At 64.0% G+C, this 26,101-nt stretch carries 23 protein-coding genes and 1 other RNA gene; 17 read left to right on the top strand and 7 right to left on the bottom strand.

From position 1 onward, the window contains the following. Nucleotides 1-3: 3 nt before the first annotated feature. Both dnaK and grpE read right to left on the bottom strand, forming a co-directional pair. The gene (dnaK, locus tag ACUN9Y_RS04065) at nucleotides 4-1,935 is read right to left on the bottom strand and encodes a molecular chaperone DnaK (RefSeq protein WP_445459399.1); all 1,932 of its coding nucleotides are present in this window, start codon (nucleotides 1,933-1,935) and stop codon (nucleotides 4-6) included. 184 nt (nucleotides 1,936-2,119) lie between these two features. Next, nucleotides 2,120-2,755, bottom strand: a complete 636-nt coding sequence (grpE, locus tag ACUN9Y_RS04060; protein ID WP_445459398.1) for a nucleotide exchange factor GrpE — start codon at nucleotides 2,753-2,755, stop codon at nucleotides 2,120-2,122. A 298-nt stretch (nucleotides 2,756-3,053) separates the two neighbouring features. Here grpE and recN point away from each other — a divergent pair, with 298 nt between their 5' ends. After that, complete coding sequence (recN, locus tag ACUN9Y_RS04055; protein ID WP_445459397.1) at nucleotides 3,054-4,727, top strand: DNA repair protein RecN; 1,674 nt, start codon at nucleotides 3,054-3,056, stop codon at nucleotides 4,725-4,727. A 271-nt stretch (nucleotides 4,728-4,998) separates the two neighbouring features. On the opposite strand, the gene fur is transcribed toward recN, so the two are convergent. Beyond that, complete coding sequence (gene fur / locus ACUN9Y_RS04050; RefSeq protein WP_445459396.1) at nucleotides 4,999-5,445, bottom strand: ferric iron uptake transcriptional regulator; 447 nt, start codon at nucleotides 5,443-5,445, stop codon at nucleotides 4,999-5,001. A gap of 33 nt (nucleotides 5,446-5,478) precedes the next feature. Between fur and ACUN9Y_RS04045 the strand changes: the two genes are divergently transcribed. Next, nucleotides 5,479-5,982 (top strand): outer membrane protein assembly factor BamE, encoded by a 504-nt coding sequence (locus ACUN9Y_RS04045; protein WP_445459395.1) that lies wholly within the window; start codon nucleotides 5,479-5,481, stop codon nucleotides 5,980-5,982. 67 nt (nucleotides 5,983-6,049) lie between these two features. On the opposite strand, the gene ACUN9Y_RS04040 is transcribed toward ACUN9Y_RS04045, so the two are convergent. Further along, the gene (locus ACUN9Y_RS04040; protein ID WP_445459394.1) at nucleotides 6,050-6,358 is read right to left on the bottom strand and encodes an RnfH family protein; all 309 of its coding nucleotides are present in this window, start codon (nucleotides 6,356-6,358) and stop codon (nucleotides 6,050-6,052) included. A gap of 55 nt (nucleotides 6,359-6,413) precedes the next feature. Continuing rightward, nucleotides 6,414-6,848 (bottom strand): type II toxin-antitoxin system RatA family toxin, encoded by a 435-nt coding sequence (locus ACUN9Y_RS04035; RefSeq protein ID WP_445459393.1) that lies wholly within the window; start codon nucleotides 6,846-6,848, stop codon nucleotides 6,414-6,416. A 134-nt stretch (nucleotides 6,849-6,982) separates the two neighbouring features. Between ACUN9Y_RS04035 and smpB the strand changes: the two genes are divergently transcribed. From smpB to ACUN9Y_RS03990, 9 genes are all read left to right on the top strand, one after another. Further along, nucleotides 6,983-7,474 carry an SsrA-binding protein SmpB gene (smpB, locus tag ACUN9Y_RS04030; protein WP_445459392.1) on the top strand — a complete coding sequence of 164 codons (492 nt, stop codon included), beginning with the start codon at nucleotides 6,983-6,985 and terminating at the stop codon, nucleotides 7,472-7,474. A gap of 55 nt (nucleotides 7,475-7,529) precedes the next feature. Then, nucleotides 7,530-7,909, top strand: a transfer-messenger RNA (tmRNA) gene (gene ssrA / locus ACUN9Y_RS04025). Nucleotides 7,910-8,649: 740 nt separating this feature from the next. After that, on the top strand, nucleotides 8,650-10,389 hold the full coding sequence (locus tag ACUN9Y_RS04020) for a dipeptidase (RefSeq protein ID WP_445459391.1): 1,740 nt from the start codon (nucleotides 8,650-8,652) through the stop codon (nucleotides 10,387-10,389). 361 nt (nucleotides 10,390-10,750) lie between these two features. After that, nucleotides 10,751-13,273, top strand: a complete 2,523-nt coding sequence (locus ACUN9Y_RS04015; protein WP_445459390.1) for a bifunctional diguanylate cyclase/phosphodiesterase — start codon at nucleotides 10,751-10,753, stop codon at nucleotides 13,271-13,273. A gap of 65 nt (nucleotides 13,274-13,338) precedes the next feature. After that, nucleotides 13,339-13,788 carry a manganese-binding transcriptional regulator MntR gene (mntR, locus tag ACUN9Y_RS04010; RefSeq protein WP_445459389.1) on the top strand — a complete coding sequence of 150 codons (450 nt, stop codon included), beginning with the start codon at nucleotides 13,339-13,341 and terminating at the stop codon, nucleotides 13,786-13,788. A 285-nt stretch (nucleotides 13,789-14,073) separates the two neighbouring features. Then, nucleotides 14,074-15,159 carry a metal ABC transporter solute-binding protein, Zn/Mn family gene (locus ACUN9Y_RS04005; protein ID WP_445459388.1) on the top strand — a complete coding sequence of 362 codons (1,086 nt, stop codon included), beginning with the start codon at nucleotides 14,074-14,076 and terminating at the stop codon, nucleotides 15,157-15,159. Further along, nucleotides 15,156-16,022, top strand: a complete 867-nt coding sequence (locus ACUN9Y_RS04000; RefSeq protein WP_445459387.1) for a metal ABC transporter ATP-binding protein — start codon at nucleotides 15,156-15,158, stop codon at nucleotides 16,020-16,022. The genes ACUN9Y_RS04005 and ACUN9Y_RS04000 overlap by 4 nt, the downstream gene beginning before the upstream one ends. Beyond that, nucleotides 16,022-17,170, top strand: a complete 1,149-nt coding sequence (locus tag ACUN9Y_RS03995) for a metal ABC transporter permease (RefSeq protein ID WP_445459386.1) — start codon at nucleotides 16,022-16,024, stop codon at nucleotides 17,168-17,170. Before ACUN9Y_RS04000 ends, ACUN9Y_RS03995 begins: the two co-directional genes overlap by 1 nt. Next, complete coding sequence (locus ACUN9Y_RS03990) at nucleotides 17,167-18,300, top strand: metal ABC transporter permease (RefSeq protein ID WP_445459385.1); 1,134 nt, start codon at nucleotides 17,167-17,169, stop codon at nucleotides 18,298-18,300. Before ACUN9Y_RS03995 ends, ACUN9Y_RS03990 begins: the two co-directional genes overlap by 4 nt. A gap of 168 nt (nucleotides 18,301-18,468) precedes the next feature. Here the strand turns inward: ACUN9Y_RS03990 and ACUN9Y_RS03985 are convergent, their stop codons facing one another. Beyond that, entirely contained in the window at nucleotides 18,469-19,257 is a 789-nt protein-coding gene (locus tag ACUN9Y_RS03985) for a transporter substrate-binding domain-containing protein (protein WP_445459384.1), read from the bottom strand. Nucleotides 19,258-19,401: 144 nt separating this feature from the next. On the opposite strand from ACUN9Y_RS03985, the gene ACUN9Y_RS03980 reads away from it, so the two are divergent. After that, nucleotides 19,402-20,343 (top strand): LysR family transcriptional regulator, encoded by a 942-nt coding sequence (locus ACUN9Y_RS03980; protein ID WP_445459383.1) that lies wholly within the window; start codon nucleotides 19,402-19,404, stop codon nucleotides 20,341-20,343. A 20-nt stretch (nucleotides 20,344-20,363) separates the two neighbouring features. Here ACUN9Y_RS03980 and ACUN9Y_RS03975 read toward each other — a convergent pair whose 3' ends face one another. Then, complete coding sequence (locus tag ACUN9Y_RS03975) at nucleotides 20,364-20,795, bottom strand: DUF2628 domain-containing protein (protein WP_445459382.1); 432 nt, start codon at nucleotides 20,793-20,795, stop codon at nucleotides 20,364-20,366. 302 nt (nucleotides 20,796-21,097) lie between these two features. Here ACUN9Y_RS03975 and dctP point away from each other — a divergent pair, with 302 nt between their 5' ends. The 5 genes from dctP (at nucleotide 21,098) to ACUN9Y_RS03950 (ending at nucleotide 26,074) form a co-directional block, all read left to right on the top strand. Next, nucleotides 21,098-22,156, top strand: coding sequence for a TRAP transporter substrate-binding protein DctP (gene dctP, locus ACUN9Y_RS03970; RefSeq protein WP_445459485.1), 1,059 nt, complete (start codon nucleotides 21,098-21,100; stop codon nucleotides 22,154-22,156). Between the two features lie 126 nt (nucleotides 22,157-22,282). Next, nucleotides 22,283-22,831, top strand: a complete 549-nt coding sequence (locus tag ACUN9Y_RS03965) for a TRAP transporter small permease (protein ID WP_445459381.1) — start codon at nucleotides 22,283-22,285, stop codon at nucleotides 22,829-22,831. Beyond that, complete coding sequence (locus ACUN9Y_RS03960; RefSeq protein WP_445459380.1) at nucleotides 22,828-24,105, top strand: TRAP transporter large permease; 1,278 nt, start codon at nucleotides 22,828-22,830, stop codon at nucleotides 24,103-24,105. The genes ACUN9Y_RS03965 and ACUN9Y_RS03960 overlap by 4 nt, the downstream gene beginning before the upstream one ends. A gap of 4 nt (nucleotides 24,106-24,109) precedes the next feature. Further along, on the top strand, nucleotides 24,110-24,919 hold the full coding sequence (locus tag ACUN9Y_RS03955; protein ID WP_445459379.1) for a M15 family metallopeptidase: 810 nt from the start codon (nucleotides 24,110-24,112) through the stop codon (nucleotides 24,917-24,919). 453 nt (nucleotides 24,920-25,372) lie between these two features. Continuing rightward, nucleotides 25,373-26,074, top strand: a complete 702-nt coding sequence (locus tag ACUN9Y_RS03950; protein WP_445459378.1) for a hypothetical protein — start codon at nucleotides 25,373-25,375, stop codon at nucleotides 26,072-26,074. Nucleotides 26,075-26,101: the final 27 nt, after the last annotated feature.

The following is a 26,101-nucleotide window of genomic DNA, read 5'->3' as shown; positions in this document are numbered from 1 at the left end:
GGTTTACTGCTTTTTCTGGTCGTCGTTGACTTCTTCGTACTCGGCGTCGACCACGTCATCTTCCTTCTTGGTGCCAGCGTCGGCGTCGGCTCCGCCCTCTTGCTGAGCCGCGTCCGCCTGTTCGGCGTACATCTTCTGCGCCAGGTTGCCGGACGCTTCGGTCAGGGCATCAAGCTTGGCCTGGATGGCCTCCTTGTCGTCGCCCTGCAGCGCTTCCTCGAGCTCCTTGATGGCGCCCTCGATGGCCTGCTTCTCTTCGTCGGAGGCCTTGTCGCCGGCTTCCTCGAGGGTCTTGCGCGATGCATGGACCATGCCGTCGGCCTGGTTGCGCAGCGCAACCAGCTCTTCGAACTTCTTGTCCTCGTCGGCGTGGGCCTCGGCGTCCTGGACCATCTGCTCGATCTCGTCGTCGCTCAGGCCGCTGGAGGCCTTGATGACGATCGACTGCTCCTTGCCGGTGGCCTTGTCCTTGGCGGACACGTTGAGGATGCCGTTGGCGTCCAGATCGAAGGCGACTTCGATCTGCGGCACACCGCGCGGCGCCGGCGGAATGTCGGAGAGGTCGAACCGGCCCAGAGACTTGTTGCCGCTGGACTGCTTACGCTCACCCTGCTGCACGTGAATGGTCACGGCAGTCTGGTTATCATCCGCGGTCGAGAAGGTCTGTGTCTTCTTGGTCGGGATGGTGGTGTTCTTCTCGATCAAGGGCGTCATCACGCCACCCAGGGTCTCGATACCGAGGGTCAGCGGCGTCACGTCGAGCAGCAGCACGTCCTTGACGTCACCGCCCAGCACGCCACCCTGAATCGCGGCACCCACGGCCACGGCTTCGTCCGGGTTGACGTCCTTGCGCGCTTCCTTGCCGAAGAATTCGGCGGCCTTGGCCTGAACCATCGGCATGCGCGTCTGACCACCGACCAGGATCACGTCGTCGATCTCGGAGGCGGACAGGCCAGCGTCAGCCAGCGCGGTCTTGCACGGCTTCAGCGAGCGAGCCACCAGCTCTTCCACCAACGCCTCGAGCTTGGCACGGGTCACCTTGACGTTCAGGTGCTTCGGGCCAGTGTTGTCGGCGGTGATGTACGGCAGATTGACGTCGGTCTGCTGGGCGCTGGACAGCTCGATCTTGGCCTTCTCGGCGGCTTCCTTGAGGCGCTGCATGGCCAGCTTGTCACCGGACAAGTCGATGCCGCTGTCGGCCTTGAACTGGTCAACGAGGTAGTTGATCAGCTTGAGGTCGAAATCTTCACCGCCGAGGAAGGTGTCACCGTTGGTGGCCAGCACCTCGAACTGGGTCTCGCCGTCGACATCGGCCACTTCGATGATCGAGATATCGAAGGTACCGCCACCCAGGTCATAGACCGCGATGGTCTTGTCGCCGCGGGACTTGTCCATGCCGTAGGCCAGCGCAGCCGCCGTCGGCTCGTTGATGATGCGCTTGACCTCGAGACCGGCGATACGGCCGGCATCCTTGGTCGCCTGACGCTGGCTGTCGTTGAAGTAGGCCGGTACGGTGATGACCGCTTCGGTGACCGTTTCACCGAGGTAGTCCTCGGCGGTCTTCTTCATCTTCTTCAGCACTTCGGCGCTGACCTGGGGCGGTGCAAGCTTCTTGCCCTTGACCTCGACCCAGGCGTCGCCATTGTCGGCCTCGGCGATGGTGTACGGCACCATCTTGATGTCCTTCTGGACGACGTCGTCCTTGAAGCGACGGCCGATCAGGCGCTTGATGGCGTACAGCGTGTTCTCGGGGTTGGTAACGGCCTGGCGCTTGGCCGCCTGGCCGACCAGGGTCTCGCCATCGTCGGTGTAGGCGATGATGGACGGCGTGGTACGGGTACCTTCCGCGTTTTCGATTACCTTGGCGCTGTCACCGTCGAGTACGGCCACGCAGGAGTTGGTGGTACCAAGGTCAATGCCAATAATGCGTCCCATAGGAAATCCTCGAATTCAGTGTCTTTCAAAACGTGATGTCGTGTTCGCGGCCTTCACCGCGGGGTTGCCGACTATCTGGGGGGCGTCTGCATCGTTTTCAAGCCCTGACCCTTAACCAAATCGACAACCGAATAGCGTCGCGAGACCGCCAAGAGCGCGTCGAGCGCCCCGAATGGCGCGTGCTTCAGCTCGGCGCCTGGGTCACCACCACCATGGCCGGACGCACCAGGCGACCGTTGAGCAGGTAGCCCTTCTGCATCACTTCCATCACGGTGTTGGGGTCCATTTCCGGGTTCGGCACCATCGCCATGGCCTCGTGGTACTGCGGATCGAAGGGCTCGCCGTGGGGCTCTACCACCTCGACGCCGAACTTGCCGAGCACGTCCTGCTGCATCTTGAGCGTCATCGACACGCCCTCGCGGTGGGCCTGCGAGGCATCATCCCCCATCGCCTCGAGCGCCTTCTCCAGGGTGTCGACCACCGGCAGCAGCTCCTTGACGAACTTCTCCAGCGCGAACTTGCGCGCCTTGTCCGCCTCGGCTTCGGCACGCCGACGCACGTTCTGGGCCTCTGCCGATGCGCGCAGCGCCTGGTCCTTGGCCTCGGCCACGCTCTGCTCGAGTTCCTCGACCCGGGCGGCCAGCACTTCGGCCTCGGGATTGTCGGATTCGACAGCCGCCTCGGCCTGCTCGGCGTCTTCCGCCTGGTCGACGATATCCTCCAGCTCGCCTTCCACGGCGCCTGCCGCCTGCTGCGGATCGGCGTCCTGTTCCTGGCGCGCGAGCTCGTCGTCCAGCGGGGTCTGGGGATCTTTGGCCATGTAAGCCTCCTGAAGAAAGTGGGCGGCTAGCCGCCAACGTCCAATGGATGTCGGTCGCAACCGAAGGTTGGCACTGTATATGGGGCTTGCCGCGACGATCTCAAGTCTCTATCTCCAACTCGTCGGCCGGCTCGGCCAAGAACCCCTGTCGAACCGCGACACCAGCCATTGAGCGTCCCACTTGACTACTGTATAAACAGCCATGATAGTGGATGCATAGCCAGTGTTTCATCCCATCCACTCTCGACCCGCCCGTGACCACGCCGATGCCCACCCAGGGCCACGCCAGGAGGCATGCATGCTGACCGAGCTCGCGATTCGTGACTTCGCCATCGTCGACCATCTGGAACTCGAACTCGATGGCGGCATGACCGCCATCACCGGCGAGACCGGTGCCGGCAAATCGATCCTGCTGGGCGCACTCGGCCTCTGCCTCGGTGAAAGAGCCGATACCGGCAGCGTACGTCACGGCCAGCCCAGGGCCGACTTGTCGGCCCGTTTCGATATCCAGGCCTTGCCCGCCGCCAAGGCCTGGCTCAATGGCCGCGACCTGCCGGAAGACGATTGCCTGCTGCGCCGAGTCGTCACCAAAAGCGGGCGCTCCAAGGCCTGGATCAACGGTCAGCCCGCGACGATCGCCGATCTGAAGTCCCTCGGCGAAACGCTCATCGAGATCCACGGGCAGCACGCCCACCAGGCACTGCTGCAGGAAGACACCCACCTGAGGCTGCTCGATGACCTGGCCGGCCATCGCGACGACATCGTCGAACTCGCCGACCTGTACCGCCAGTGGCAAGCGACCCGACGCAAGCTCAAGCGCCTGGCCGACGACGGTGACGAGATTCGCGCCCGGCGCCAGCTGCTGCGTTATCAGGTCGAAGAGCTCGACCAGCTGGCCCTCGGCGACGACGAGCTCACGAGCCTGGAGCAGGAACAGGAAAATCTGGCCCACGCCGAAACACGCCTGACCGAGACCCAATTCGCCCTCGATTGCTGCGACAGCGACGATGGCGGCACTCTGCCGGTCCTCCATCAGGCGGTGCAGCGGCTCAACGCCCTGCCCGGCAGCGACACAGGTGCCCTGGCCGATGCCCTCGCCATGCTCGGCGATGCCTGCATTCAGATCGAAGAAGCCGGCCGCGAGCTCGGCCACGTCCTGGCCGACGTGGAGCTCGACCCCGAACGCCTGGCCTCGGTCGAGCAGCGCCTTAGCGAAGTGCATCGCATCGCTCGCAAGCATCACCTGCTCCCCGAAGAGATTCCCGCCCTGCACGCCAGGCTGGCCAGCGAACTCGGCGGACTGGAAGGTGGCGACGACGATCTCGAAGCGCTCACCCAAGACGCCGAAGCCCTGAAGGCAAGGTGGCGCGAGCTGGCCGAGCGAGTCAGCGAGCAACGCCGCAGCGCCGCCACCCGCTTCGGCGACGACGTACAGCAGCAGCTCGCCTTCCTGGCCATGGGCAAGGCCCGCTTCGAGGTCGAGGTATCACGCCGCGACACCGCCGCCCCGGAAGGCATGGACCACGTGCGCTTTCTGATCGCAGCCAACCCCGGTCAGCCGCCCCGGCCACTGGCCAAGGTCGCCTCCGGCGGCGAGCTGTCACGGATCAGTCTGGCCATCCAGGTCATCGCCGCCCAGCATTCCACCATCCCGAGCCTGGTGTTCGACGAAGTGGATGTCGGCGTGTCCGGCGCCACCGCCGAGATCGTCGGCCAACTGCTGAGGCGCCTGGGCAAGGACGGCCAGGTATTGACCGTGACCCATCTGCCCCAGGTGGCAGCGCAGGCACATCACCACCTGCACATCGAAAAGCAGGCAGAGGAAGATACCACCCTGACGCGTATGGAGATTCTCGACGAGGCAGGCCGCGTCGGCGAACTGGCCAGGATGCTGGGCGGGGTAACACTCTCCGATCAGACACTCGCTCACGCCCGGGAGATGTTGAACGCCAGCCAGCGCGCCCACCACTGATCCCGGGGCGAGCCGCGACCAGCCCCTGGACACCCTGCACCGAACGCCCGGCACCCCGGCAGGCGGTACCGCCCCGGATCAAATACGCACGGCCATGGCACAAAGAGCCACGACGCAAAGAGACACAACACAAAGAGACACGACGCAAAAGGCCCCGATCAACGATCGGGGCCTTTTGCGTTGCCGTGCCGCTCACGAAACACCGCTCAACAAGCGGCACAGCGTTGCCGTTCCCGGGTGCCGAACACGACGTTCCGGGAGCAGACAGAATTCACTTCTTCGAAATGCCTTCCTGGCGAGTCGCCTTCGACCCCTTGGGGCGGACGTACAGCACCAGAGCATGATCGACGAGTTCGAAGCCGTGCTCCTCGGCGATTTCCTGCTGACGGCGCTCGATGGTGTCGTCGAAGAACTCGATGATCTCGCCGCTTTCCAGGCACACCATATGATCGTGGTGCTCCTCCTGGGACAGCTCGAAGACCGCGTGGCCACCATCGAAGTTATGTCGGATCACCAGGCCCGCCGACTCGAACTGAGTCAGGACGCGATAGACGGTCGCCAGGCCCACATCTTCCCCGGCTTCGAGAAGGGTCTTGTAGACATCTTCCGCGCTCAGGTGATGCTGATCGGTGGCAGATTCGAGGATCTGCAGGATCTTGACGCGCGGCAGCGTGACTTTGAGTCCGGCCTTGCGCAGTTCATGGTTCTTGTCGGCCATGGTTGCTCTTCGCAGTATCAGGTAGGGTCGGGTATGATCGACCGACCCCACGATAGTGAAGAACAGGCGCAAATGCAAAAGCTGACCGGAATTGTCACCCTTTCTCTCGCCCTGGCACTGACCAGCGGCTGCACCTACTTCAGCGTCTATAAGCGCGACCTTGCCCAGGGCAACCTGGTGACCAATGAAATGGTCAACCAGTTGCGCCCGGGGATGTCACGTCAGGAGGTGGTGAGCGTCATGGGCTCACCGCTGCTGGAGGCACCCTTCGACGAATCCCAATGGGACTACGTCTATCGCCTCGACGAGGCGTACGGTGACGTCATGCAACGCCGCCTGACCCTGACCTTCGCCGGCAACCAGTTGACGAACATCGAGCGCGAGGGTGACTTCAGCATGGACCCGAACGTTGCCGGCCAGGCAGGTGGCTACGGCGTTGGTCCCACCAGCGGTGGCGCCGAAGAAAGCTCCGAGAGCGGCCAGGACATTCAGCCGATCTACAACCGCACCATCGACCCGGAAAAGAACCTGCCCTGAACGCCGCTGGCGGCGCCCACTGCGCCGTCCCGGGTACAGGCGCTGGCCCTACGCCGAGGCGCTCGCTCTAGCGGCGGGCGCCTTTCGCGGCGCGCTCGGCTCTGGCGGCCTTCGGGTCGATCTTTAGCGGACGGTAGACCTCGACGCGATCGCCCTCGCGCAGCGCCTGTTGCTCCGGGTGTCTCAAGGCCTTGCCGAAGATGCCGAGAGCAGGCTGGTCAAACGTCTCGGCCGGCACCTCGGGAAACAGCGCCGCGATGCCCGACCGATCCAGGGCCTGGCGAGCGGTGGTTCCGTCCGGCACCTCCAGGTTCAGGATGCGCTGCTTGTGCGGTAGCGCGAAGGCCACTTCGACATGGATAGTGTCGCCAGGCACGCCGCCCTCATGCTCGGCTGTTGGCGCGATCCCGCTGCGCGTTTCGACGGCCACCTCAGCGGCCATAGATCTCATCGGCACGCCGGGTAAAGGCATCTACCTGCTGGCCGGCGATCTGCTGAAAGACCTTGCCGAAGGCCATGCCGAGCAGGCGGCTAGAAAACTCGAAGTCCATCTCCAGGCTGACCTTGCAGATACTCTCGCCCATGGGGGTGAACTTCCAGCGCCCTGTCAGGCGTTTGAAGGGCCCCTTGACCAGCGACATCTCGATACGCTCGGGCTCGTGCAGGTCATTGCGCGTCGCGATGGTCTGCTCGATGCCGGCCCGGCCCAGGGTCATCTCTCCCACCAGATGCGACGCCGTGCTTTCGACCAGGCGCGCACGACGACACCCCGGCAAGAACTCGGGATAACTCTCGAAATCATTGACCAGATCGAACATCTGCTTGGGGGTGTGCCGCACCATGGCGGACCGATTAACCGTTGGCATTGACCTCTCCGCTGACTTCAAGGGGCCCAGGGCGTATCATGAGCGGTGTTTTCGGGCCTTGAATGGTATCACGCTTCCCCCCATATCGAAGGGACGTCGCAAGGCCAACATTCGGTTTTCGTCCAAGAGGTTCCATGGCCAACAAGAAGGGAAAGGACAAGGGTCCCGGCAGCAGCACCATCGCCCAGAACAAGAAGGCACGCTTCGAGTACCATATCGACGAGACCTTCGAGGCGGGGCTTGCGCTGTCCGGATGGGAGGTCAAGAGCCTGCGCGCCGGCAAGGCGCAGCTGACCGACACCTACATTCTGGTGAAAAACGGCGAAGCCTGGTTGCTCGGCAGCCATATCATGCCGCTCAATACCGCCAGCACCCACGAGGTGGCCGACCCCACCCGAACTCGCAAGCTTCTGCTGCATCGCAAGGAGATCGCCCGCATCTTCTCGCGCACCCAGGACAAGGGACACACCTGTGTGCCGCTCAAACTGTACTGGAAGGGCAGCAGGGTGAAGTGTGCCTTGGCGCTGGTCACCGGCAAGAAGCTCCACGACAAGCGCGCCACCGAGAAGGATCGCGACTGGGAACGCCAGAAGGGACGTGTCATGCGGGAACAAAATCGCGGTTGAGCGATCAGAACTAGTGCTAACCATTGCCCAGTTTGATAGACTGGTCAGTGTTTTAGGGGGCGACATGGTTTCGACGCCGATGACAACCCCTTAGGTGCATGCCGAGAGCGTGATGTATCTCGTAAATCCAACATCACAATTGAATAGTCGCAAACGACGACAACTACGCTCAGGGCGCGCTGGCAGCGTAACAACTGCTAGCTTCTTGTCCGGCCCGGAAGTGATGTGCCCATTCATCACAGAAGGGATATGAGCTCAGACTGATGGGATCGCGGTTGGCCCTGTCCTCGTGTCAGCCGCTAAAACTTAGAGGAATCGCATAGCTGGATCCTGCCCGTCGGAGCCAGTCGTGTTAAATCAAAAGACGGACCTAAGCATGTAGAGCCGATGGGCGAGTGTCGGCGGACGCGGGTTCAATTCCCGCCGCCTCCACCAACAGTCGACGACAAAAGCACCTTCGGGTGCTTTTGTCGTTTCTAGGCATAGCCAAGGATAAAAAACGAAAGCAGAGCCGAAGGGCGGGGTCGGCGCTCTCGACAAGCCCCGGGGTTCCATTCCCGCCGCCTCCACCAACACCGACAAAAAAAGCACCTCCGGGTGCTTTTTTTGTGCCCAGAAAAGGCTGAGAGCCGATGGGCGAGTGTCGGCGCTCTCTACAAGCCCAGGGGTTCAATTCCCGCCGCCTCCACCAACAGTCGACGACAAAAGCACCTTCGGGTGCTTTTGTCGTTTCTAGGCATAGCCAAGGATAAAAAACGAAAGCAGAGCCGAAGGGCGGGGTCGGCGCTCTCAACAAGCCCCGGGGTTCAATTCCCGCCGCCTCCACCAACAGTCGACGAAGAAACCTCCTGAAAAGGGGGCTTTTTTTGTGCCCAGAATAGACTGAGAGCCGAAGGGCGGGGTCGGCGCTCTCTACAAGCCCAGGGGTTCCATTCCCGCCGCGTCACTCGGGCTCCGACAGTTTGTCCCTGCACCAATGGGCGTATATGCTGACGACAGTGAATTAGATCACGCTTAATCACATCCACAGCCCTTTCCTCTAGTCGTTACGAGAAGATCAAAACAATCACCCGCCGACGGATCGAACTAGACTGCCATCAGGCCGACCTGTGCAGACACGACATCTCCTTTGCACGGGCCCTCCTCGACACTCTGACAACCACAAGGAAGCGATGATGACGATGAACACTCCGCTCTTCATGCTGTCCGCCGCCGCCCTGGCCGTAAGCCTGGCAGCGCCGGTGCAGGCACAAGACGAAACGGGCACCCTCAAGCGCGATGAGATCCAGACGCTGCTGACGGCTCACGCCGACGAGGTGCCGTCGAACTTCAATGAATTCCTCCAGCAGGTGCGCGAAGAGTCTTCCAACGCCGAGTTGCAGGGCGCGGTCGAGTCCTATCTTCACGACGAGCCGGTCGAGGGCGATGACTTCGTCAACCTCTACCGACTGCTGGGCATCTACACTCGCCTGCACTACGGCGATGACGTCGTCGATCTGCTCGGCGAGATGGTGGCCATCCCGACCGACAAGAAAGGCGAGGCCCCTCAGCACGAGAACCCCGAGATCGCGCGCTTCGGCGAGTTGATCGAAGCCAAGGCCGAGGAGTTTGGTCTCGAGTTTCGCAACGTGGACAACCGCGTCTTCGAGGTCGAGCTGCCCGGCAGCAGCGACGAGGCCTTCGGCATCCTGACCCACGGCGACACCGTTCCCGCCGCCGACAGCTGGACGCTGGAGGATGGCACCGAGCTGAATCCGCTGGAGATCACGCCGAAGGATGGACGGCTCTACGGTCGCGGCACCGAAGACGACAAGGCCTCCATTGCCGCCGCCCTCTACGCCATGAAGACCATCCGCGAAAACGAGGTGCCACTCAACCGCACCATCCGACTCATGATCGAAACCACCGAGGAAACCGGTGGCGAAGGCTTCGCTTACTATCAAGAACGCAATGAACTGCCGGCCTACAACATCGTGCTGGATAGTGGCTATCCGGCGGTCATCGCCGAGAACGGCTTCGGCACGATCGATGCCTACTTCCCGCGGGTCGCGGCTCCTGGCGACGGCGCCGTGATCACCGAGATCACCGGTGGTCTCGCCACCAACCAGATTCCCGCGACCGCGGTGGCGACCATTCAGGCCGATGATCCCGAGGCATTGAGCGAGACGCTACAGGCCCAGGGTGACGCCTACGCCAAGGCAAACGGCGGCGACTTCGAGGTCACAAGCGAGGTCGACGATGGCGCTGTAACGCTGACCGTCAAGGGCAAGTCCGCTCACTCATCGAAGCCCGACTCCGGGATCAATCCGGTGCCACGCCTGACCGGACTGCTGGGAGAATCCGAGGTGGCCTTCTCCGCGAATCATTACACCGCGGCCATCGCCTACCTCAATGGCAACTATGGGCTCGACTACCACGGCGAGAAACTCGGCGTCGCCTACGAGCACGACTTCATGGGGCCGCTGCTGGTCTCGCCGACCTATCTGGAACTTGGCGATGACCGTCTGCGCGTCGCGGTCAATGTCCGCGCGCCCGTTGGCGAACGGTCGCCGGACGAACTGGCCGGGGATATTCGCGACACGCTGACCGCCTACGCCGAGCAGAACGCCTCGACCATGGAGGTAGATGTGAGCATCCGCGACTGGATGCTGCGCGACCCCCAGGGCGCCTGGCTGCAAACCCTGCTGAACATCTTCGGCGATACGACGGGGCTACCCGCAAAGCCCGTCTCATCGGCCGGCAGCACGACCGCCAAGCTGTTGCCCAACGCCATCAACTTCGGCCCCTCCATGCCCGGCGAAGACTACACCGGACATACCTCGGAGGAGTTCAAGAAGAGGGATAACCTGATGCTGGATATCCAGATGTTTACCGAGATGTTCGCTCGCATAGGCAACCAGGAACGGCTGGACTGAGACGAACCACCTTGCCTGGCGTCGGCGCCAGGCAGCCCTTCTTTAGTGCGGACCACCGGCCTCCCGCAGGGAGGCCGGTGGTCAAGCACGTCTGCGCCTAGCCTTCCCGGCGGCTAACGTCGCCGCGCGCTAGCCGACCCTGGACCGCCTCTCTGCCCCGGCGCCGAGTCACCATCGTGTGGGCTCGGTCGCTTCTATAGCCATTCCGGACATTTAACGATATTTTGCCTAAATGAGCATACGAGTAAGCCGATTGACTGTCGCGATCCGACATTCTGAGCGTTGCTCTAGTATTGAGGTCATGCTAATCAATTAAGTCAGACACGTTCACCCGTCGTTTTTCTGGATACTGCCCCACACGATGCATGCAATCTTCATCACTTATCCACAGGCAGCGCAGGCGGTACAGGGGCACTATACCCTGTGGATAGTCTTGCTCTCCTGCCTCGTGGCTCTGGTGACGGCGTACTCCGCACTGGCTATCTGCGAGCGCCTGAACAATGCGCGCTGGCGCCGGCCTCGCCTGGCCTGGTGGTTATGCGGTGGTGGCCTGCTGGGGATTGGCATCTGGGGCACGCACTTCACCGCAATGCAGTCCTATCGCCTTCCCTTCCCCGTCAGTCATGCCCCTTGGCTAACCTTCGCCTCGTTGCTACCCGCTCTCGCCGCTGGCCTGATGGCCATCCAGGTACTGTCACGCGACGACTGGTCGGGGGCCCAGCGTACCCTCAGTGGTTGCCTGTTGGGGCTAGGCGTCTGCGCCACGCACTACCTCGGCATGTCGGCTCTGGAAATGCACGCCAGCCTTCGCTACGCCCCCATTCCGCTTGGCTTGTCGGTGCTGTTCGCCATGGGAGCCGCCGTCGCCGGTGTCCACGGTTTGCATGCCGGCCGCCCCTGGCCACGGCGGTTCGGCATCGGCCTGCGTACCTTGCTGGGCGGGGCCCTGATGGCGGCGGCCATCGACGGCACACACTACGTCGCCATGGAGGCCGCCTACTTCCTACCCCATGCCTCCTCACACGAACTGGATGCCGCTCATGTCGGCTTGCTCGCCGGTATCGTGGGCGGTCTATCCGTCTTGCTAGGCATCGCGGCCATGGCCGCCGTACTGGTCGACCGTCACCTGCAAGCCAATGCCCAGAACATGCGAATGTCACGGCGGCAGCTTGCCGACATCATCGAATCCATGCACGACGGCGTGGTATTACTTGATAGCCGCGCCAGGGTCGTCATTTGTAACCACGCCTTCGAGACGCTTACTGGCATCCCCCACCGGGATATTCAGGGCCATTCCCTGCTGCGCATGAACACGATCTTGCGGGTTAGCCATCAGCGCAGCGATATTCTGCGCTCGCTGAGAGAGCACGGTGCCTGGGTCGGTGACGTCGAGGTTCGACACCTCGACGCGCGCCGATTTCCTGCCCGCTTGAGCATCAATCAGGTCAGGCCCGATGGCGAAGACATCAGCCACTTCGTGGCGACGCTATCCGACACCTCGGCACATCACGATGCCCAGCGTCGCATCCACTACCAGGCCTATCACGATGGGCTCACCGGGCTACCCAACCGAAGCTCGCTACGCGAACGCATCTATGCCCTGCAGCTGGCCAGCGGTGTCAGTGGACGGCACATCATGCTACTGCTGGTCGATATCGATAACTTCAAAGGGATCAACGACTCCCTGGGCCAGGCCACCGGCGACCGGCTGCTCAAGGCGGTCGCCGCCAGGCTCAAGCCCTGGGGGCGTCAGGGCGATGACCTGGCACGCCTGAGCAGCAACGAGTTCGCGCTGCTCTACGATGGACTCTCATCCAATGCCGACAAGGCAGACGCCCAGGCGCTGGCCAAGGCGCGTGGCGTGCTCGAGTCGCTCAATGGCGACTATTCGCTCGCCGGGGAGCGCCATAACTGCGCCATTAGTGGTGGCTTCCTGGTGTTTCATGGTGACGAGGTCGGCGTCGATGAACTGCTCAAGCGAGTCGGCCTCGCTCTGCTCGAAGCCAAGTGTCAGCAGGACCAACGCCCGCAAGCCTTCGCCGCATCGATGGTCGAACGCCTCAATTCGCGGCTGCGGCTGGAACGCCAACTGCGCGAAGCGATCCGCGGCGGCCAGTTGCGCCTCTACCTGCAACCACAGTTCGACAACCACCGGACCATCTTCGGGGCCGAGGCGCTGGTACGCTGGGAGCATCCGGAACGCGGGCTGATTACCCCCGACGCCTTCATTGGCCTGGCCGAGGACACGGGCCAGATCATCGAGCTCGGCGCTTGGGTGCTGTTTCATGCCTGCGAAACTCTGGCCCTTTGGCAACACGACCCGGTCAAGCGCCACTGGCAGCTCTCGGTGAATGTCAGCGTGCGGGAATTTCAGCGCCTGGAATTCGTCAATGCCGTCGAGGGCATGCTCAAGCAAAGTGGTGCTCCGGCCAAGCGCCTGACCCTGGAGCTGACCGAGTCTCTGATGATGGGTGAGGCCTACCCTGTCATCGACACCATGACTCGACTGAAGGCCCTGGGGGTACGCTTCTCCATCGACGATTTTGGCACCGGTTATTCGTCCTTGGCTTACCTGAAACGGCTGCCCCTGGACGCGCTGAAGATCGACGTCGCCTTCGTCCGCGACCTGGCCGATGAGCCCACGGCGGCTCCGATAGCACAGACCATCATCGCCCTGGCTCATACCCTTGAGCTGCAGGTCATCGCCGAAGGCGTCGAGACCGAGCAGCAGCTCCAACGCCTGACCGAACTGGGCTGTCGTCAGTTTCAGGGCTATCTGTTCTCGGCGCCGCGTCCGCGCGGTGAATTTCTCGATGACACGGCAAAGGTGAGCCCTCCCGCCGCCCCCTTCCCCCCCGCGCCGACCTCCGATCATCACGACTGAACTTGCATTAGCCCCACCGCTTGGCAAGATGGGACTCTTGTCCCAAGGTGCAGCCCGCTACCCCCATGAATGACTCCGTCAGCCCCGACGACCCCCGTGCGTCGCTCATTTCGCCCGAAAGCCATGTCGAAGGCTTCCGCAAGGCCCGGGACGCGCGTCGTACCGAGCTCATCGAAGACTACGTTGAGCTGATCTCCGATCTGATCGCCGATGGCGGCGAAGCCCGCCAGACCGATATCGCGCTGCGCCTCGGCGTCGCCCAGCCCACCGTCGCCAAGATGCTCAAGCGCCTGGACGAGGAGGGGTTGATCGTCAAGCGCCCCTATCGCGGGGTATTCCTGACAGCGTCAGGAGAGGCCCTGGCCGACGCCAGCCGCCAGCGCCACCGCATCGTCGAGGCTTTCCTGATCAAGTTGGGGATCACCCACGACACCGCGCGCCTCGATGCCGAAGGGATCGAGCACCACGTCAGCGCCGAGACGCTCGCCGCCTTCGAGCGTTTTCTGAGCCAGTAGCGCCATCGCCCCGCGGCGCATCGATGCCCGCTGCGCCAGCGCGGGCCTTGGCCGCCTCCATAGGCCGCCGCTATATCCACCATAGCCCTTGAAAGGCTTGACCCAGCCGGCGTAAGCGCCAAAACTTAGCCAAGTCTATAAATGATAGCCAAATGCCAAAAATGCCAGGTTGGGTCGTACCACCATGCACCTCGTCGGCCCGGCACCGAATCAGCCACATACCGAATCGCCGCTCGGTGCGAATCGCCAGGCACCACCGCGAGCAGGCCAGTCAAGGAGAGTCTGATGGGGTATCGTCGTAGCGCCTTCGCTGCCGCGCTGCTGGGAACCAGCACCGCAGTGCTGGCCGCCTCCGAGCCCGAACCGGCGCCACTCGACACCGTGGTCACCGTCGGCATGCTCGCCGACGTGGTCAAGACCGTGGGTGACGACTGCGTCGCCGTCACCACCATGATGGGCCCCGGCGTCGACCCCCACCTGTACCAGGCCAGCGCGCGTGACGTTCACGATCTCGACGCGGCCGAACTGATTCTCTATGCCGGGTATTCCCTGGAAGGCCAGCTCGGCAAGGTCTTCGAGCGTTTCTCGCGGATCAAGCCGACCCAGGCCGTGGCCGAAGCGGCAGTAGATGATGCCCAACTGATCCGCACCCAGGACGCCTACGGCGTCGACCCTCACCTGTGGATGGATGTCGGGCTCTGGGCCCAGACCGTCCCGATAGTGGCCGCTACGCTGTCAGCACAGCGTCCCAGCTGCCGCGACGCCATGCACGCCAATGCCGAGGCCTACGCCCTGGAACTTGAGGCCTTGGACGCCTGGATCGACACCAGCATCGCCAGCATTCCCGAGGACCAGCGCATTCTGGTCACCGCCCATGACGCTTTCGGCTATTTCGGTCGCGCCTACGCCATCGAGGTCACCGGGATCCAGGGCCTGTCCACGGCCACCGAGACCGGCGTCGCCGATATCCGTCGCATGACCGACGTGGTCGTCGCGCGCGGTGTTCCGGCCATGTTCGTCGAGAGCACGATCAACCCACGCACCGTGCAGGCGGTGATCGCCGCGGCCAAGGAACAGGGCCTGGCGATCTCCATCGGCGGCCAGCTCTACTCCGACGCCATGGGCGATGCCGACACCGCCAGCGGCACCTATATCGGCATGCTGCATGCCAACACCACCCACATCGTCAAGGCGCTCGGCGGCCAGCCGGCGCCGCTGCCTCCTGCGCTAAGCGATTGGGCGCGGCGCTGGGGCATTGCCAGCGACGGTGTCGGCGTCAGCCAGGCCGGTGATGACCAGGCCAGTGATGAACAGGCCAGCGACGAACAGACCAGCGACGAACAGACCAGCGACGGGGACACCTCATCATGAGCGATACCCTCCACGAGCCCAACCTCGCCCTCCACGTCGAAGACCTCACGGTCAGCTACCACGGCAAGCCGGTCCTGTGGGACATCGACTTCGATGTTCCCCCGGGTGTCATGGCCGCGATCGTCGGTCCCAACGGCGCAGGCAAGAGCACCCTGATCAAGAGCGTGCTGGGACTGGTCCCTAGCGTTGCCGGCCACGTCACCCTGTTCGGCCGCCCTTACCGTGGCGCCCGCCGCCGGGTCGGCTACGTGCCGCAGCGCTCCAGCGTCGACTGGGACTTCCCCACCACCGCCCTGGATGTCGTGACCATGGGCCTGTACGGGCGCCTTGGCTGGCTCAGGCGGCCGGGTAAGCGCGAGCGAGCCGAGGCCATGGCCGCGCTTGACATGGTCGGCATGGCGGCCTTCGCCGGCCGTCAGATCAGCCAACTCTCCGGCGGTCAGCAGCAGCGCGTGTTCCTCGCCCGGGCGCTGGTGCAGAAGGCCGATGTCTATTTCCTCGATGAGCCGATGGCCGGGGTCGATGCCACCACCGAGCGCGCCATCGTCGATATCCTTCGTCGCCTGCGCGACCAGGGCAAGACGGTGATCGTGGTGCACCATGACCTGCAGACCGTGCGCAGCTACTTCGACTGGATGTTGATTCTCAACGTGCGCGTCATCGCCCAGGGGCCGGTCAACGACGTCTACACCGCCGACAACCTGCGCCGGGCCTACGGCGGGCAGATCGCCTTGCTCGACGACGTTACCGCGCCCCACGCAGAAAGCCCCACCGCCGCCACGCCGGTGGACCGGACCGTGGATGATGCCCGGGATCCCCCTGCGGATAACGCACTTGGCGACATCGCCCGGGAGACGCCCTGATGTCACTGCTGGCCCTGCTCTCGGACTATACACTGCAGAACGTGGCCATCGGCGCCGCCCTCCTGGGCCTGGTCAGCGGCGTGCTGGGCAGCTTTGCGGTGCTGCGCAAGCAGAGCCTGCTGGGCGACACCCTGTCCCACGCGGCACTGCCCGGCGTCTGTCTTGGTTTCATCATCGGCGGCGGTCGCCACATGGGCAGCATTCTCGCCGGCGCCCTGATCACCGGCGCCCTGGCAGCCCTCGTCATGCTGCTGTTGACCCGCATGAGTCGGCTCAAGACCGACGCCGCACTCGGCATCTCGCTCAGCGTCTTCTTCGCCGTCGGCGTGGTACTGCTGAGCTACCTTCAAGGGGGCAGCAACGCCTCCCAGGGAGGACTCGATGCCTTCCTGTTCGGCCAAGCCGCCGCCACCCTGAGAAGCGACCTGTGGATCATGGGAGGCGTCAGCGTCTTTGCCTTGGCCCTGGTCACCGCCCTGTGGAAGGAGTTCAAGCTGGTGTCCTTCGACACTCAGTTCGCCGCGACGCTGGGCCTGCCGGTGGCCTGGCTCGAGGCCTTGATGACGGTGATGATCGCGCTGGCCGTGGTGGTCGGCCTGCAGATGGTTGGCGTGGTGCTGATGGCGGCGATGATCATCGCCCCCGCCGTCGCCGCCCGCCAGTGGGCCCATCGGCTCGAGTCCATGGTCCTCCTGGCGGCGGTATTCGGCATCATCGGAGGCGTCAGCGGCGCCATGATCAGTGCCCTGGCCCGAGGCCTGGCCACCGGGCCGCTGATCATCCTGAGCCTGTCCAGCGTGGTGATCGTGTCGCTGATGTTCGCCCCGGGACGCGGGTTCGTGTGGGAGATCCTCAAGCTCAAGCGCGATAGGCGCCAGTTGCGCTACCAGCAGGTGCTGACCACGCTTTACCGGCTCGCAAGCCACCATTCAGACCCCGGCTATCGCCTGGATCAGGGCATGGTCGACGCCTATCACCGCACCAACACCAAGCGTGCCCTTGAACGCCTCATGCGCCGTGGCCTCGTCACCCTGACGACGCCGCCTAGCCATGAGCCCGGCCAGCGCAAGCAATGGGTGCTCACCGCCGAAGGCTGCCGCGAGGCCGAACGCATCCTGGACAGCCTTGGCCAGGAGGCCAGCGCATGATCACCGCATTGTTCAACGACATCGAACTGATGATCATGCTGGTCGGCGCCTTGGTCGGCATCGCCTCGAGCCTGGTCGGCACCTTCCTGGTGCTGCGCGGCACCAGCATGCTGTCGGATGCCATCGGCCACTCCATCGTCTTCGGCATCGTGGTGGTGTGGCTGCTTACCCATCAGGCCAGCGGCCCGCTGCAGATCATCGGCGCGGCCCTGACCGGCATCCTCACGGTCTTTCTCACCGAGCTGCTGGTGTCGACCCAGAAGGTCAAGAAAGACGCCGCCATCGGCCTGGTGTTCCCGGTACTGTTCTCGCTTGGCGTGCTGTTGATCAACCTCTATGCCAGCGACGTGCACATCGATGCCCACACCGTGCTGCTCGGTGAGATTGGCTTCGTCTGGCTCGACACCCTGACCCTCGGTGGCGCCGAGGTGCCTCGTTCGCTGCTGTCCATGGGCGCCATGACGCTGCTCAACGGCGCCTTCATCGCGCTGTTCTACAAGGAGCTCAAGCTTGCCACCTTTGACGAGGCCCTCGCCAAGGCGCTCGGCTTCGCGCCCGGGGTGCTGTTCTACGGCCTGCTGCTGCTGACCAGCGGCACGGCCGTCGCCGCCTTCGACGCCGTCGGCGCGGTGCTGTTCGTGGCCTTCGTCATCGTGCCGCCCTCCGCGGCCTACCTGCTGACCGATAGCCTCGGGCGCATGTTCCTCTACGGCGCCCTGATCTCGATCGCCTCGAGCATCTCGGGCTACCACCTGGCGGTGGCCTGGGACGTCTCCATCGGCGGCATGATGGCGGTCATGACCGGCGTGTTCCTGGCCCTGGCCTTTCTCGCCGGTCCCCGCTACGGCATCGCCGCCCAGTGGCTGCAGCGCCGCCGCCAGCGCCAGCTCAACGAGAGCCGAACCCTGATGGTGCACCTGTACAACCACGAAGACGGTCCCGAAAAGGCCGTCGAGAACGTCACCCAGGCCCTGCGCGAGCACCTGCGCTGGGCCCCGGCCAGGGCCAGAGACGTCGTGGAGCGTTCCCGCCAGCGCCAGCTGATCACCCAACACGGCGAACGCTTGCAGCTGACCCAGGCGGGACGTCGCCTGGCCCAGGAGATTCTCGAACCCGGCGTGAATCACTAAGGCCTCTTGCGGCCAGCGGCCTGCCAAGGACCCCAGGCGGGAACGTGCCCCTGGCGGCTCGTTCCCTTGGGCCCGGCGCTGCGCATCGCGCCTAGCGTCGCGGCCCTGGCTCTCATGATCCCGACCCGAAACCTCGATATCACGATTCCAGATCTTGCTCGCCCGACGCTAGATCTTGATATCGTAGTCGACGTACTTGGTCATCAGGGTATCGTAGGTGCCGTCGGCCTTGATCTCGGCCAGGGCCGCGTTGAACTGCTCGGCCAGATCTTCATCCCGCGGCCTGAAGGCCACCGCCACGCCATAACCGAAGTACGACTTGGGCTCGCGAATCAGCTCGGAGCTCACCACCACGTCGCTGTCCGCGGCGTCGACCCCGAGGTTGGACAGCGCCAGCGGATAGTACATGAAGGCGCTGTCCAGGCGGCCGGTCTTGACGTCAAGAGCCAGGTCCTCGGCGGTCGCATAGCGCCGCACTTCCATGCGCTCGCCGTAGGTATCGGTAATGAAGCGGTCGCGAATGGTGCCGCGCTGCACGCCCACCGTCAGTCCCTCCAGCGAGGCCTCGTCGGCAACGTCGATCTCTTCGCCGCGGCGGGTGACCCAGACGCTTGGATTGCTGTAGTACGGATCGGAGAACAGCACCTGCTGACGACGCTCCTCGGTGATCGCCATGGACGACATGACGGCGTCGTACTTGCGCGCCAGCAGCCCCGGGATGATGCCGTCCCAGGTCTGTTCGACCCACTCACACTCGCGCTCGATGCGTCGACACACCTCCTCGCCAAGTTCCACCTCGAAACCGGTCAGGGTGCCGTCGGGCAGGCGATACTCGAACGGCTCGAAGGGAATGTCCACGGCAAGCTTCAGCGGCTCGGCGGCCTGGGCAGAGAGGGATGCACAGCCGAGCAGAGTCCCCAGCGTGACCGCGGAGACGGAAAGAAAAACACGTCGCATCGATAGTATCCTTTTGGCGTTATCGTTATGACCATATGTCGATATGCTCGATGAGTCTGCCACCACCTCGACGCGACGCCAACGACTTGTGTCATCAGGCATGTTGCTCGAGCGCCCCTGTCCTGGCCACCCAACGGAGACCCCATGCTCAATCAGCGCGCTCTTGCCTACCTGTGTGAAGTGCAACGGCGAGGCTCGCTACGTGGTGCCGCCATTTATCTGCATGTGGACGTCTCCGCGGTCAGCCGCCTGATCAAGCGCCTGGAAGACGAACTCGATGTGGTCCTTCTCGAGCGACACAGCGGCGGCGTCAAACTGACCGAGGCGGGTCAACTGCTGGCGGAACACCACCGCGCCCAGCGCGATGCCGACGGAGCCGCGGTATCTCGCCTGCGTGCCTTGACTCGGCTCGATGCCGGCGAGGTCCGCATCGCCGTCGGTGAGGGGTTCATCGCCGACCTGATCAACGCTCCGCTCGAGACCTTCATGACCGCCTATCCCGGCATCGACATCGAGGTGGTCATGGCCGGCGTCAACGAGGCCATGGCGTTGATCAAGGATCGTGGCGTGGATCTGGCGCTGCTCTACGCGCCGCCCATGGACCCTCTGCTCAGGTGTCATGTAGAGACCCGCCAGCCGCTGGACCTGATCGTGCCACGCCATCACCCACTGATCGGCGCCGGCGCGCCACTGTCGCTTCACGCCATCGCCGACTGGCCCCTGGCATTGATGGATAACCCCTTCGGCATGCGCCAGATGGTCAATCAGGTCGCCCACCAAGAGCGCCTGCACCTCAAGGCCCGGCTGCACACCAACTCGGTCGCGGTGCTGAAGAACTTCGTCCGCTCCGGGATCGGCGTCACCTTCATGCCGGAGCTAAGCGTGGCCGAGGAGATCGAGCACGGTGATATCGCGGTGGTGCCGTTGGCGCACCGCGTCCTCAGCGGTGCTCGTGCCCAGATCGTCAGTCGCGAAGACCGCGAGCTGTCGGTAGCGGCGCTGGCCTGCCTCGACCATCTGCGTTCGGGCATGCGCTTCTTCAAGGCCGACGCACCGCGACTGATGGGCCAGCACGCGAACCGTTAAGGGCACGCCAGACGGCTCGCTCAGGCCTTGAGATTCGACGGGCCATCGTCCTCGTCATCGGGCGCGGATATTTGCCGCGTCGACAACGAGAACTCCGAGGCATCACGGCTCGAGACGTAGTTGCCTAACGCCTGACTCGGATTATTGCCTTCGATGGTGGTACGAAAGATGAAACCGCGCGCGCGCAACACACCTTCGTACCAACTGTTGCCCTTGAACGCGACGCCCAGCTGAAGACCAAGGAACAGCCCGTTGATCACCGTGTCGAGCGCGGAATCCAGTGGCACAAGGAGCCCCGACAGGACCAGGGCGGCGACCCAGATGGCACTCAACAGCCACATGGTCTTGTACAGCGCCCACAGCAGTCCGAAGCAAAATGCCGGCCAGGACATCCCCTGCTTGACCGCCTTGATCCCATGGTGGGGATGCTCATAAATGGAAAAAGATTTCATTGAACGCTGTCCTTGTCGTTCCGTGCAGCAGAGGCATGAATGCCGCCTGCCACGCCATGCGCTAGAGTACCAAAGTACCAAGCTCCCTTGCGGCATCGGGAATGCGTAGACATATCAGCACATAAAAACCTCGACGCGTTGCATCAACATCAACACCTTCGGGTTTGATTAGTCAACGCGACAACGCCTAGGCTCTCAGCAGGACGACGAGGTTCGGTCCAGTCGTTGCGCCGGCCGACGCCGCCATCTCCCACCCCGCCCCCATAACAACGTCATAAACTTCGGAGATTTCGATGATAGACATGCGTCCCACCGCCTCTTGCTCGCTCAAGGCGCTGACCCAGCCTGTGACCATTGCCCTGGCGACCATACTGCTGGGCACTGCGTTTGGCGCCCAGGCCGCTACCACGGTCAACCTGAGCTACAACGGCGCCCCCGACCCGGACAAGAACGCCGTTCACGTCTTCGCCACCAACCTTCAGGAGCTGGTCGCGGAAAAGACCGACGGTGAGATCGAGATCAAGCTCTACCCCAACAGCATGCTGGGCGAAGAGCAGGAGCGCATGGAACAGACCATGACCTCGCCGAGCCTCAACATTGCCTCCTTCGCCGGCCTGTCGCCGGTGGTCCCTGAAGTGTTCGTCAGCGCCATTCCCTTCCTGTTCGATGACTTCGGTGCGGCACGCAACTTCTTCGACCAGGGCGCGTACTGGCAGGCGGTAAAAGACGACCTCAACGGTCGTGCAGGCCTCGAGCTGCTGGCGGTCGTGGAAGAGGGTGGCTTTCTGGCCTTCACCAACAACAAGACCCCCATCGCCGAACCCGCAGACTTCGACGGCCTGCGCTTTCGCGCCATGGACCCGAGCCAGGTAGCGCTGTACGAGGCGTTCGGCGCCTCGGGCACACCGATCCCCTGGACCGAGGTCTACATGGCGCTGAAGACCGGCGTCGCCGACGGCCAGATGAACCCGCCGATGTACATCATCCTCGGCAGCCTCTACGAGGTGCAGGACTACCTGACGCTGGCCAATATCCAGTACTCGGATCAGTTCCTGGTCGGCAATGCCAGCATGCTCAACGGGTGGGACAGCGAGACCCAGGCCGCCTTCCGCGAGGCCGTTGCCGAGGCCAACCAGATGGCACGCGAGCACAACCAGGCCCAGGTCGATGAGCGCATCGCCTTCCTCGAGGATCAGGGCATGGAGGTCATCCGGCCGACCGCCAAACAGCTCGATGCCTTCCGCGAACAGGGCCAACCGGCTTACCTGGACTGGCTCGCCGATCAGAACATCGAGCAGAGCTATATCGACATGGCCCTCGAGGATGCCGGCGTCGAAATGGGTGTCAGCGCCAGCGAATAATGTTGGCTAGCCGGTTCTGCGAGACGAACCGGCGTACTCGCCACTGGCAAGGCCTGCGCCCCCGACCGACGTCGTGAGGCCTTGCACGGAGCTCTCGCCCCTGCCCCCGAGACCACGGAAATTGCCATGTCTGCTTCGCTGTCACCGCTGCCGGACACCGTCCGGCGGCTTTCCTTGTGGATCGCCAGTGGCATGCTCGCCGTCGACCTGACGGCCATGCTCTACGGCGTATTCATGCGCTACATCGCCGGTGGCGCGCCGATCTGGACCGACGAGCTGGCGCGCTTTCTGATCATCGGTGCCGTCATGCTCGCCATGGGCGCGGTGTGGATAGAGGGCGGCCATATGCGCGTCGCCCTGATCGAGCGGCTGCTGCCGCGGGTCCTCGGCCGTGTGCTGTCCTGGTACCAGTGGCTGTTGACGCTGGCCTTGGCCTTGGCCGGGGCCTGGTTCAGCTATCACTACGCCCAGTCGGTGGCGATGTTTCAAAGCCAAGGCCTTGGCATCAGCCGCTCGGTCCCGGTGATGTCACTGCCGATCGGCTTTGCGCTGTTGGCGCTGATGGCGATCTGCCACGGACCGCAGCCGCTTCCGACGCTGGATCTGGAGGCCGGCGACGACGGTAGCGACGATTCAAACGACGCTACCCCAGCCACGAAGGAGCCTCGCCCATGACCCTTGCCATGCTTGGCGTCTTCGTCGCCCATGTGCTGCTCGGCCTACCGCTGTTCATCGCCCTGCTCGCCACCGCGGTGGTCGGCTTCCTGTTCGTCGATATCGGCATGATCCCGCGCCTGATGCCCCAGCAGTTCTTTGGCGGGATCAATGCCTTCTCGCTGATGGCCATCCCGCTATTTATCCTCGCCGGCAACCTGATGAACGCCAGCCGCCTGACCGACCGGCTGCTCACCCTGGCCCGGCTGCTGGTCGGTCATCTGCGTGGCGGCATGGGGCACGTCAACGTTATCTCCAGCGTGTTCTTCGCCGGCGTCAATGGCTCGGCGGTGGCCGACACCTCGGCGCTGGGCTCGTTGCTGGTACCGGCGATGCGCAAGGAAGGCTATTCCACCGCCTTCGCCGCTGGCCTGACCGCGGGCAGCTCGCTGATCGGGCCGATCATTCCGCCCAGCATCTTCATGATCCTGTATGCCTCGCTGACCAATACCTCGGTGGGCGATCTGTTCCTCGCCGGCGTCGTGCCGGGGCTGCTGCTTGGCGTCGCCTTCATGGCCATGAACGCCCTCTACGCCTGGCGCAAGGGCCTGCCCAAGCGCGGCACCTGGCCAGCTGCCGGAGACCTCGGACGTGCGGCCCTGGGCGCGCTGCCGGCGCTGATTGCGCCCTTCATCATCGTCGCCGGCATCGTCATGGGGCTGGTCACCCCGACCGAATCCGGGGCACTCACCGCACTCTACGTGGCACTCTACGGCATGGTCGCCGGGAACCTCGGCATCGCCGGCGTGTGGCGGGCCATCGTCGATACCACCCGGCTCACCGCGGCGATCTTCGTGATCATGGCCGCCTCGGCCACCGTCAGCTGGCTGCTGGCCTACGCCCAGGTGCCCAACCAGTTCGTCGCCCTGCTGACGCCCTACGTCGACAACCCGGTGCTGATCCTGCTACTGCTCAGCGCCATCACCTTTATCACCGGCATGTTCATGGAAGAGGTTTCGGCGCTGATGCTGCTGACGCCGATCTTTGCTCCGGTGGCGATGATGGCGGGCATCGACCCGGTTCATCTGGGTATCATCATCACCTTGAACATCACCATCGCGCTGATCACGCCGCCCATGGGCGCCTGCGTGTTCGTCGCCGCCGCCGTCAGCCGGCTCGAGATCACGGCACTCTTTCGCACCATCTGGCCCTTCGTGGTCACGGCGCTGATCGTGCTGCTGGCGCTGATCCTCGCCCCGCCGCTGACTCTCTGGCTACCGACTCTTCTCGGATGACCCCATGACCCACGACCCCCACCAGGCCGCTCCCCGTGACGCAGCCAGCTCAGCCGCTCACACGCTGCGTCAGCGCCCGATCCCCGTCTTCCCGGAACCGGACTGGCCGGCCCTGACAGGCCGCGCCATTCTCGGCAGTACCGAGCCACTGGTTCCCATGAGCCTGGCCCCCCCTCCCATTCGCGTATTTCCCGCCTACGCGCGCATGGATATCCCGGGGGCGGTCAACGAATGCTACGTCCGCGAAGGCGTCTACCGCCGCCTGCTGGCGGTCGCTCGGGCGCTGCCGCATGGCATGACGCTACTGGTGCTCGATGGCTGGCGTCCCTGGCGGGTCCAGCAGTACCTGTTCGAGACCCTGATGGAGGCCATTCGTGATGCCAACCCGACCATTTCGGAGCAGGACCTGACGGCCCGCACCCGGGAGTTCGTCTCGCTGCCCAGCCGGGCCCCCAACGCGCCGAGCCCGCACCTGACCGGAGGCGCCGTCGACGTGACCCTATGCGATAGCGACGGCCTGCCGCTGCCCATGGGCACCCAATTCGACGAGGCGGTGCCGGACTCTCACAGCGCCGCCTACGAGGGCCGCAACGACCTGAGCGGCAGCCAGCGCGACGCCCGCGACAACCGCCGCCTGCTCTATCACGCCATGGCCGACCAGGGGTTCACCAACCTGCCAAGCGAATGGTGGCACTTCGACTACGGCGACCAGCTGTGGGCCCACTACCAGGGACAGCAGGGTCTGAACTCGGCACCGGTGTACGGCCCCGCCGAGCTCGACACCATCGAGAGCCGTTGGCGGCGCCAGCTATAAGCGAAACAGCGCCTGGAGCGCCGAACGGCCCCCGCGAAAGCAAGATATTCGCTGTCGCTGACATCGAACGGCGGGCAAAACGGCCTCTACTAAAGCGTCCACTACCGATGCTGCCCCGCTGGGAACCGATCACTCAGGGCGCACCAGATTGACACGCCGCCGGTCAATGAGATGAGCCAGGCCACAGAGGCAAGAGCCAAACGACTGCCGCTCAATAGGCGCGTCGAGACACCGTTCGATCCCACGGTAGTGATGCTGCCCTTGGCGGGATAGAGCGCTAGAAGGAAGTCACCGAGGCGTTCGCCCCCAACATGGCAGTCGATTGTCATGCAGCGAAGCCGCATCGTCAGTATCAGGCCAGAAGCCGAGCCGTCGTCCTGCGTCCTGTGGTGTTGGCTGTCATGCCAACACAAGCGATACTCGGTACTCTGTTGCGTTAAGGAACCCTCCGGCATGACGCTGCGTTTCGCGACTCTTGGCCCCGCCGACAGCAACCACGCCTTGGTGCTATCACGCTACCTGGCTGCTCGCGGCTTGGTCGGTCGGCAAGGCCTCGTCAATGCGCCAGGCACGCCCAGCGCCCCGGGCCGTGCCGGTGCCCCCGATCCGGGCGAGCCGGTGGCCGACGCTTGCGTGGACATCACCTTGATAGACGACTTCCCCGCCGCCTTCGAGGCCCTGGTGATCGGCGGCCATGACTATGTGCTTCAGGTCAGCGCCCACCCGAGCCACGCCGACTGCGTCGGTCGCTTCATGCACCGGGCCTTTCCGGTGGACGCGTTTGTTGCTCCGAGCCGACCGCTGGCGCTGGTGGCAAGGCGTGAGATCAAGACGCCAAGGAGCGTGCTGCGTCAGCCCGCCACCCGCCACTACACCGACCTTGGCGCCTTGGAGGAACACGATGCCGAGACCATCGTCGCCGCGCTCGACGCGCTCCTTGCGGGCGCGGCCGATGCCGCCATCGTCGCCGCCGACTCGTTGACGAAGTATCCCGAGCGCCTGCGTCTGATCCGTCCGCTAGGCGCGGCGCTGGATACCTGGGTGCTCTACGCCAATCGGCCCCTGCTCCCGAGTAGAGAACAGGGGCCGATGCTGGGGACCGACGACGCGGTGTCGAAGCACTTCAGGGCGACGAAAGACAACATGTCCACATGACGCGACGACGCTCCATTTCGCCGTACC

Source organism: Halomonas sp. V046, assembly GCF_052645355.1.
The sequence above is the reverse complement of the archived record's forward strand: the minus strand, read 5'-3'. Positions and strand labels throughout refer to the sequence as shown.

What these genes read in the sequence shown, in the direction of transcription:
- dnaK (WP_445459399.1), bottom strand. Translation starts at nt 1,935, where the DNA reads ATGGGACGCATTATTGGCATTGACCTTGGTACCACCAACTCCTGCGTG.
- grpE (WP_445459398.1), bottom strand. Translation starts at nt 2,755, where the DNA reads ATGGCCAAAGATCCCCAGACCCCGCTGGACGACGAGCTCGCGCGCCAG.
- recN (WP_445459397.1), top strand. Translation starts at nt 3,054, where the DNA reads ATGCTGACCGAGCTCGCGATTCGTGACTTCGCCATCGTCGACCATCTG.
- fur (WP_445459396.1), bottom strand. Translation starts at nt 5,445, where the DNA reads ATGGCCGACAAGAACCATGAACTGCGCAAGGCCGGACTCAAAGTCACG.
- ACUN9Y_RS04045 (WP_445459395.1), top strand. Translation starts at nt 5,479, where the DNA reads ATGATCGACCGACCCCACGATAGTGAAGAACAGGCGCAAATGCAAAAG.
- ACUN9Y_RS04035 (WP_445459393.1), bottom strand. Translation starts at nt 6,848, where the DNA reads ATGCCAACGGTTAATCGGTCCGCCATGGTGCGGCACACCCCCAAGCAG.
- smpB (WP_445459392.1), top strand. Translation starts at nt 6,983, where the DNA reads ATGGCCAACAAGAAGGGAAAGGACAAGGGTCCCGGCAGCAGCACCATC.
- ACUN9Y_RS04020 (WP_445459391.1), top strand. Translation starts at nt 8,650, where the DNA reads ATGACGATGAACACTCCGCTCTTCATGCTGTCCGCCGCCGCCCTGGCC.
- ACUN9Y_RS04015 (WP_445459390.1), top strand. Translation starts at nt 10,751, where the DNA reads ATGCATGCAATCTTCATCACTTATCCACAGGCAGCGCAGGCGGTACAG.
- mntR (WP_445459389.1), top strand. Translation starts at nt 13,339, where the DNA reads ATGAATGACTCCGTCAGCCCCGACGACCCCCGTGCGTCGCTCATTTCG.
- ACUN9Y_RS04005 (WP_445459388.1), top strand. Translation starts at nt 14,074, where the DNA reads ATGGGGTATCGTCGTAGCGCCTTCGCTGCCGCGCTGCTGGGAACCAGC.
- ACUN9Y_RS04000 (WP_445459387.1), top strand. Translation starts at nt 15,156, where the DNA reads ATGAGCGATACCCTCCACGAGCCCAACCTCGCCCTCCACGTCGAAGAC.
- ACUN9Y_RS03995 (WP_445459386.1), top strand. Translation starts at nt 16,022, where the DNA reads ATGTCACTGCTGGCCCTGCTCTCGGACTATACACTGCAGAACGTGGCC.
- ACUN9Y_RS03990 (WP_445459385.1), top strand. Translation starts at nt 17,167, where the DNA reads ATGATCACCGCATTGTTCAACGACATCGAACTGATGATCATGCTGGTC.
- ACUN9Y_RS03985 (WP_445459384.1), bottom strand. Translation starts at nt 19,257, where the DNA reads ATGCGACGTGTTTTTCTTTCCGTCTCCGCGGTCACGCTGGGGACTCTG.
- ACUN9Y_RS03980 (WP_445459383.1), top strand. Translation starts at nt 19,402, where the DNA reads ATGCTCAATCAGCGCGCTCTTGCCTACCTGTGTGAAGTGCAACGGCGA.
- ACUN9Y_RS03975 (WP_445459382.1), bottom strand. Translation starts at nt 20,795, where the DNA reads ATGAAATCTTTTTCCATTTATGAGCATCCCCACCATGGGATCAAGGCG.
- dctP (WP_445459485.1), top strand. Translation starts at nt 21,098, where the DNA reads ATGCGTCCCACCGCCTCTTGCTCGCTCAAGGCGCTGACCCAGCCTGTG.
- ACUN9Y_RS03965 (WP_445459381.1), top strand. Translation starts at nt 22,283, where the DNA reads ATGTCTGCTTCGCTGTCACCGCTGCCGGACACCGTCCGGCGGCTTTCC.
- ACUN9Y_RS03960 (WP_445459380.1), top strand. Translation starts at nt 22,828, where the DNA reads ATGACCCTTGCCATGCTTGGCGTCTTCGTCGCCCATGTGCTGCTCGGC.
- ACUN9Y_RS03955 (WP_445459379.1), top strand. Translation starts at nt 24,110, where the DNA reads ATGACCCACGACCCCCACCAGGCCGCTCCCCGTGACGCAGCCAGCTCA.
- ACUN9Y_RS03950 (WP_445459378.1), top strand. Translation starts at nt 25,373, where the DNA reads ATGACGCTGCGTTTCGCGACTCTTGGCCCCGCCGACAGCAACCACGCC.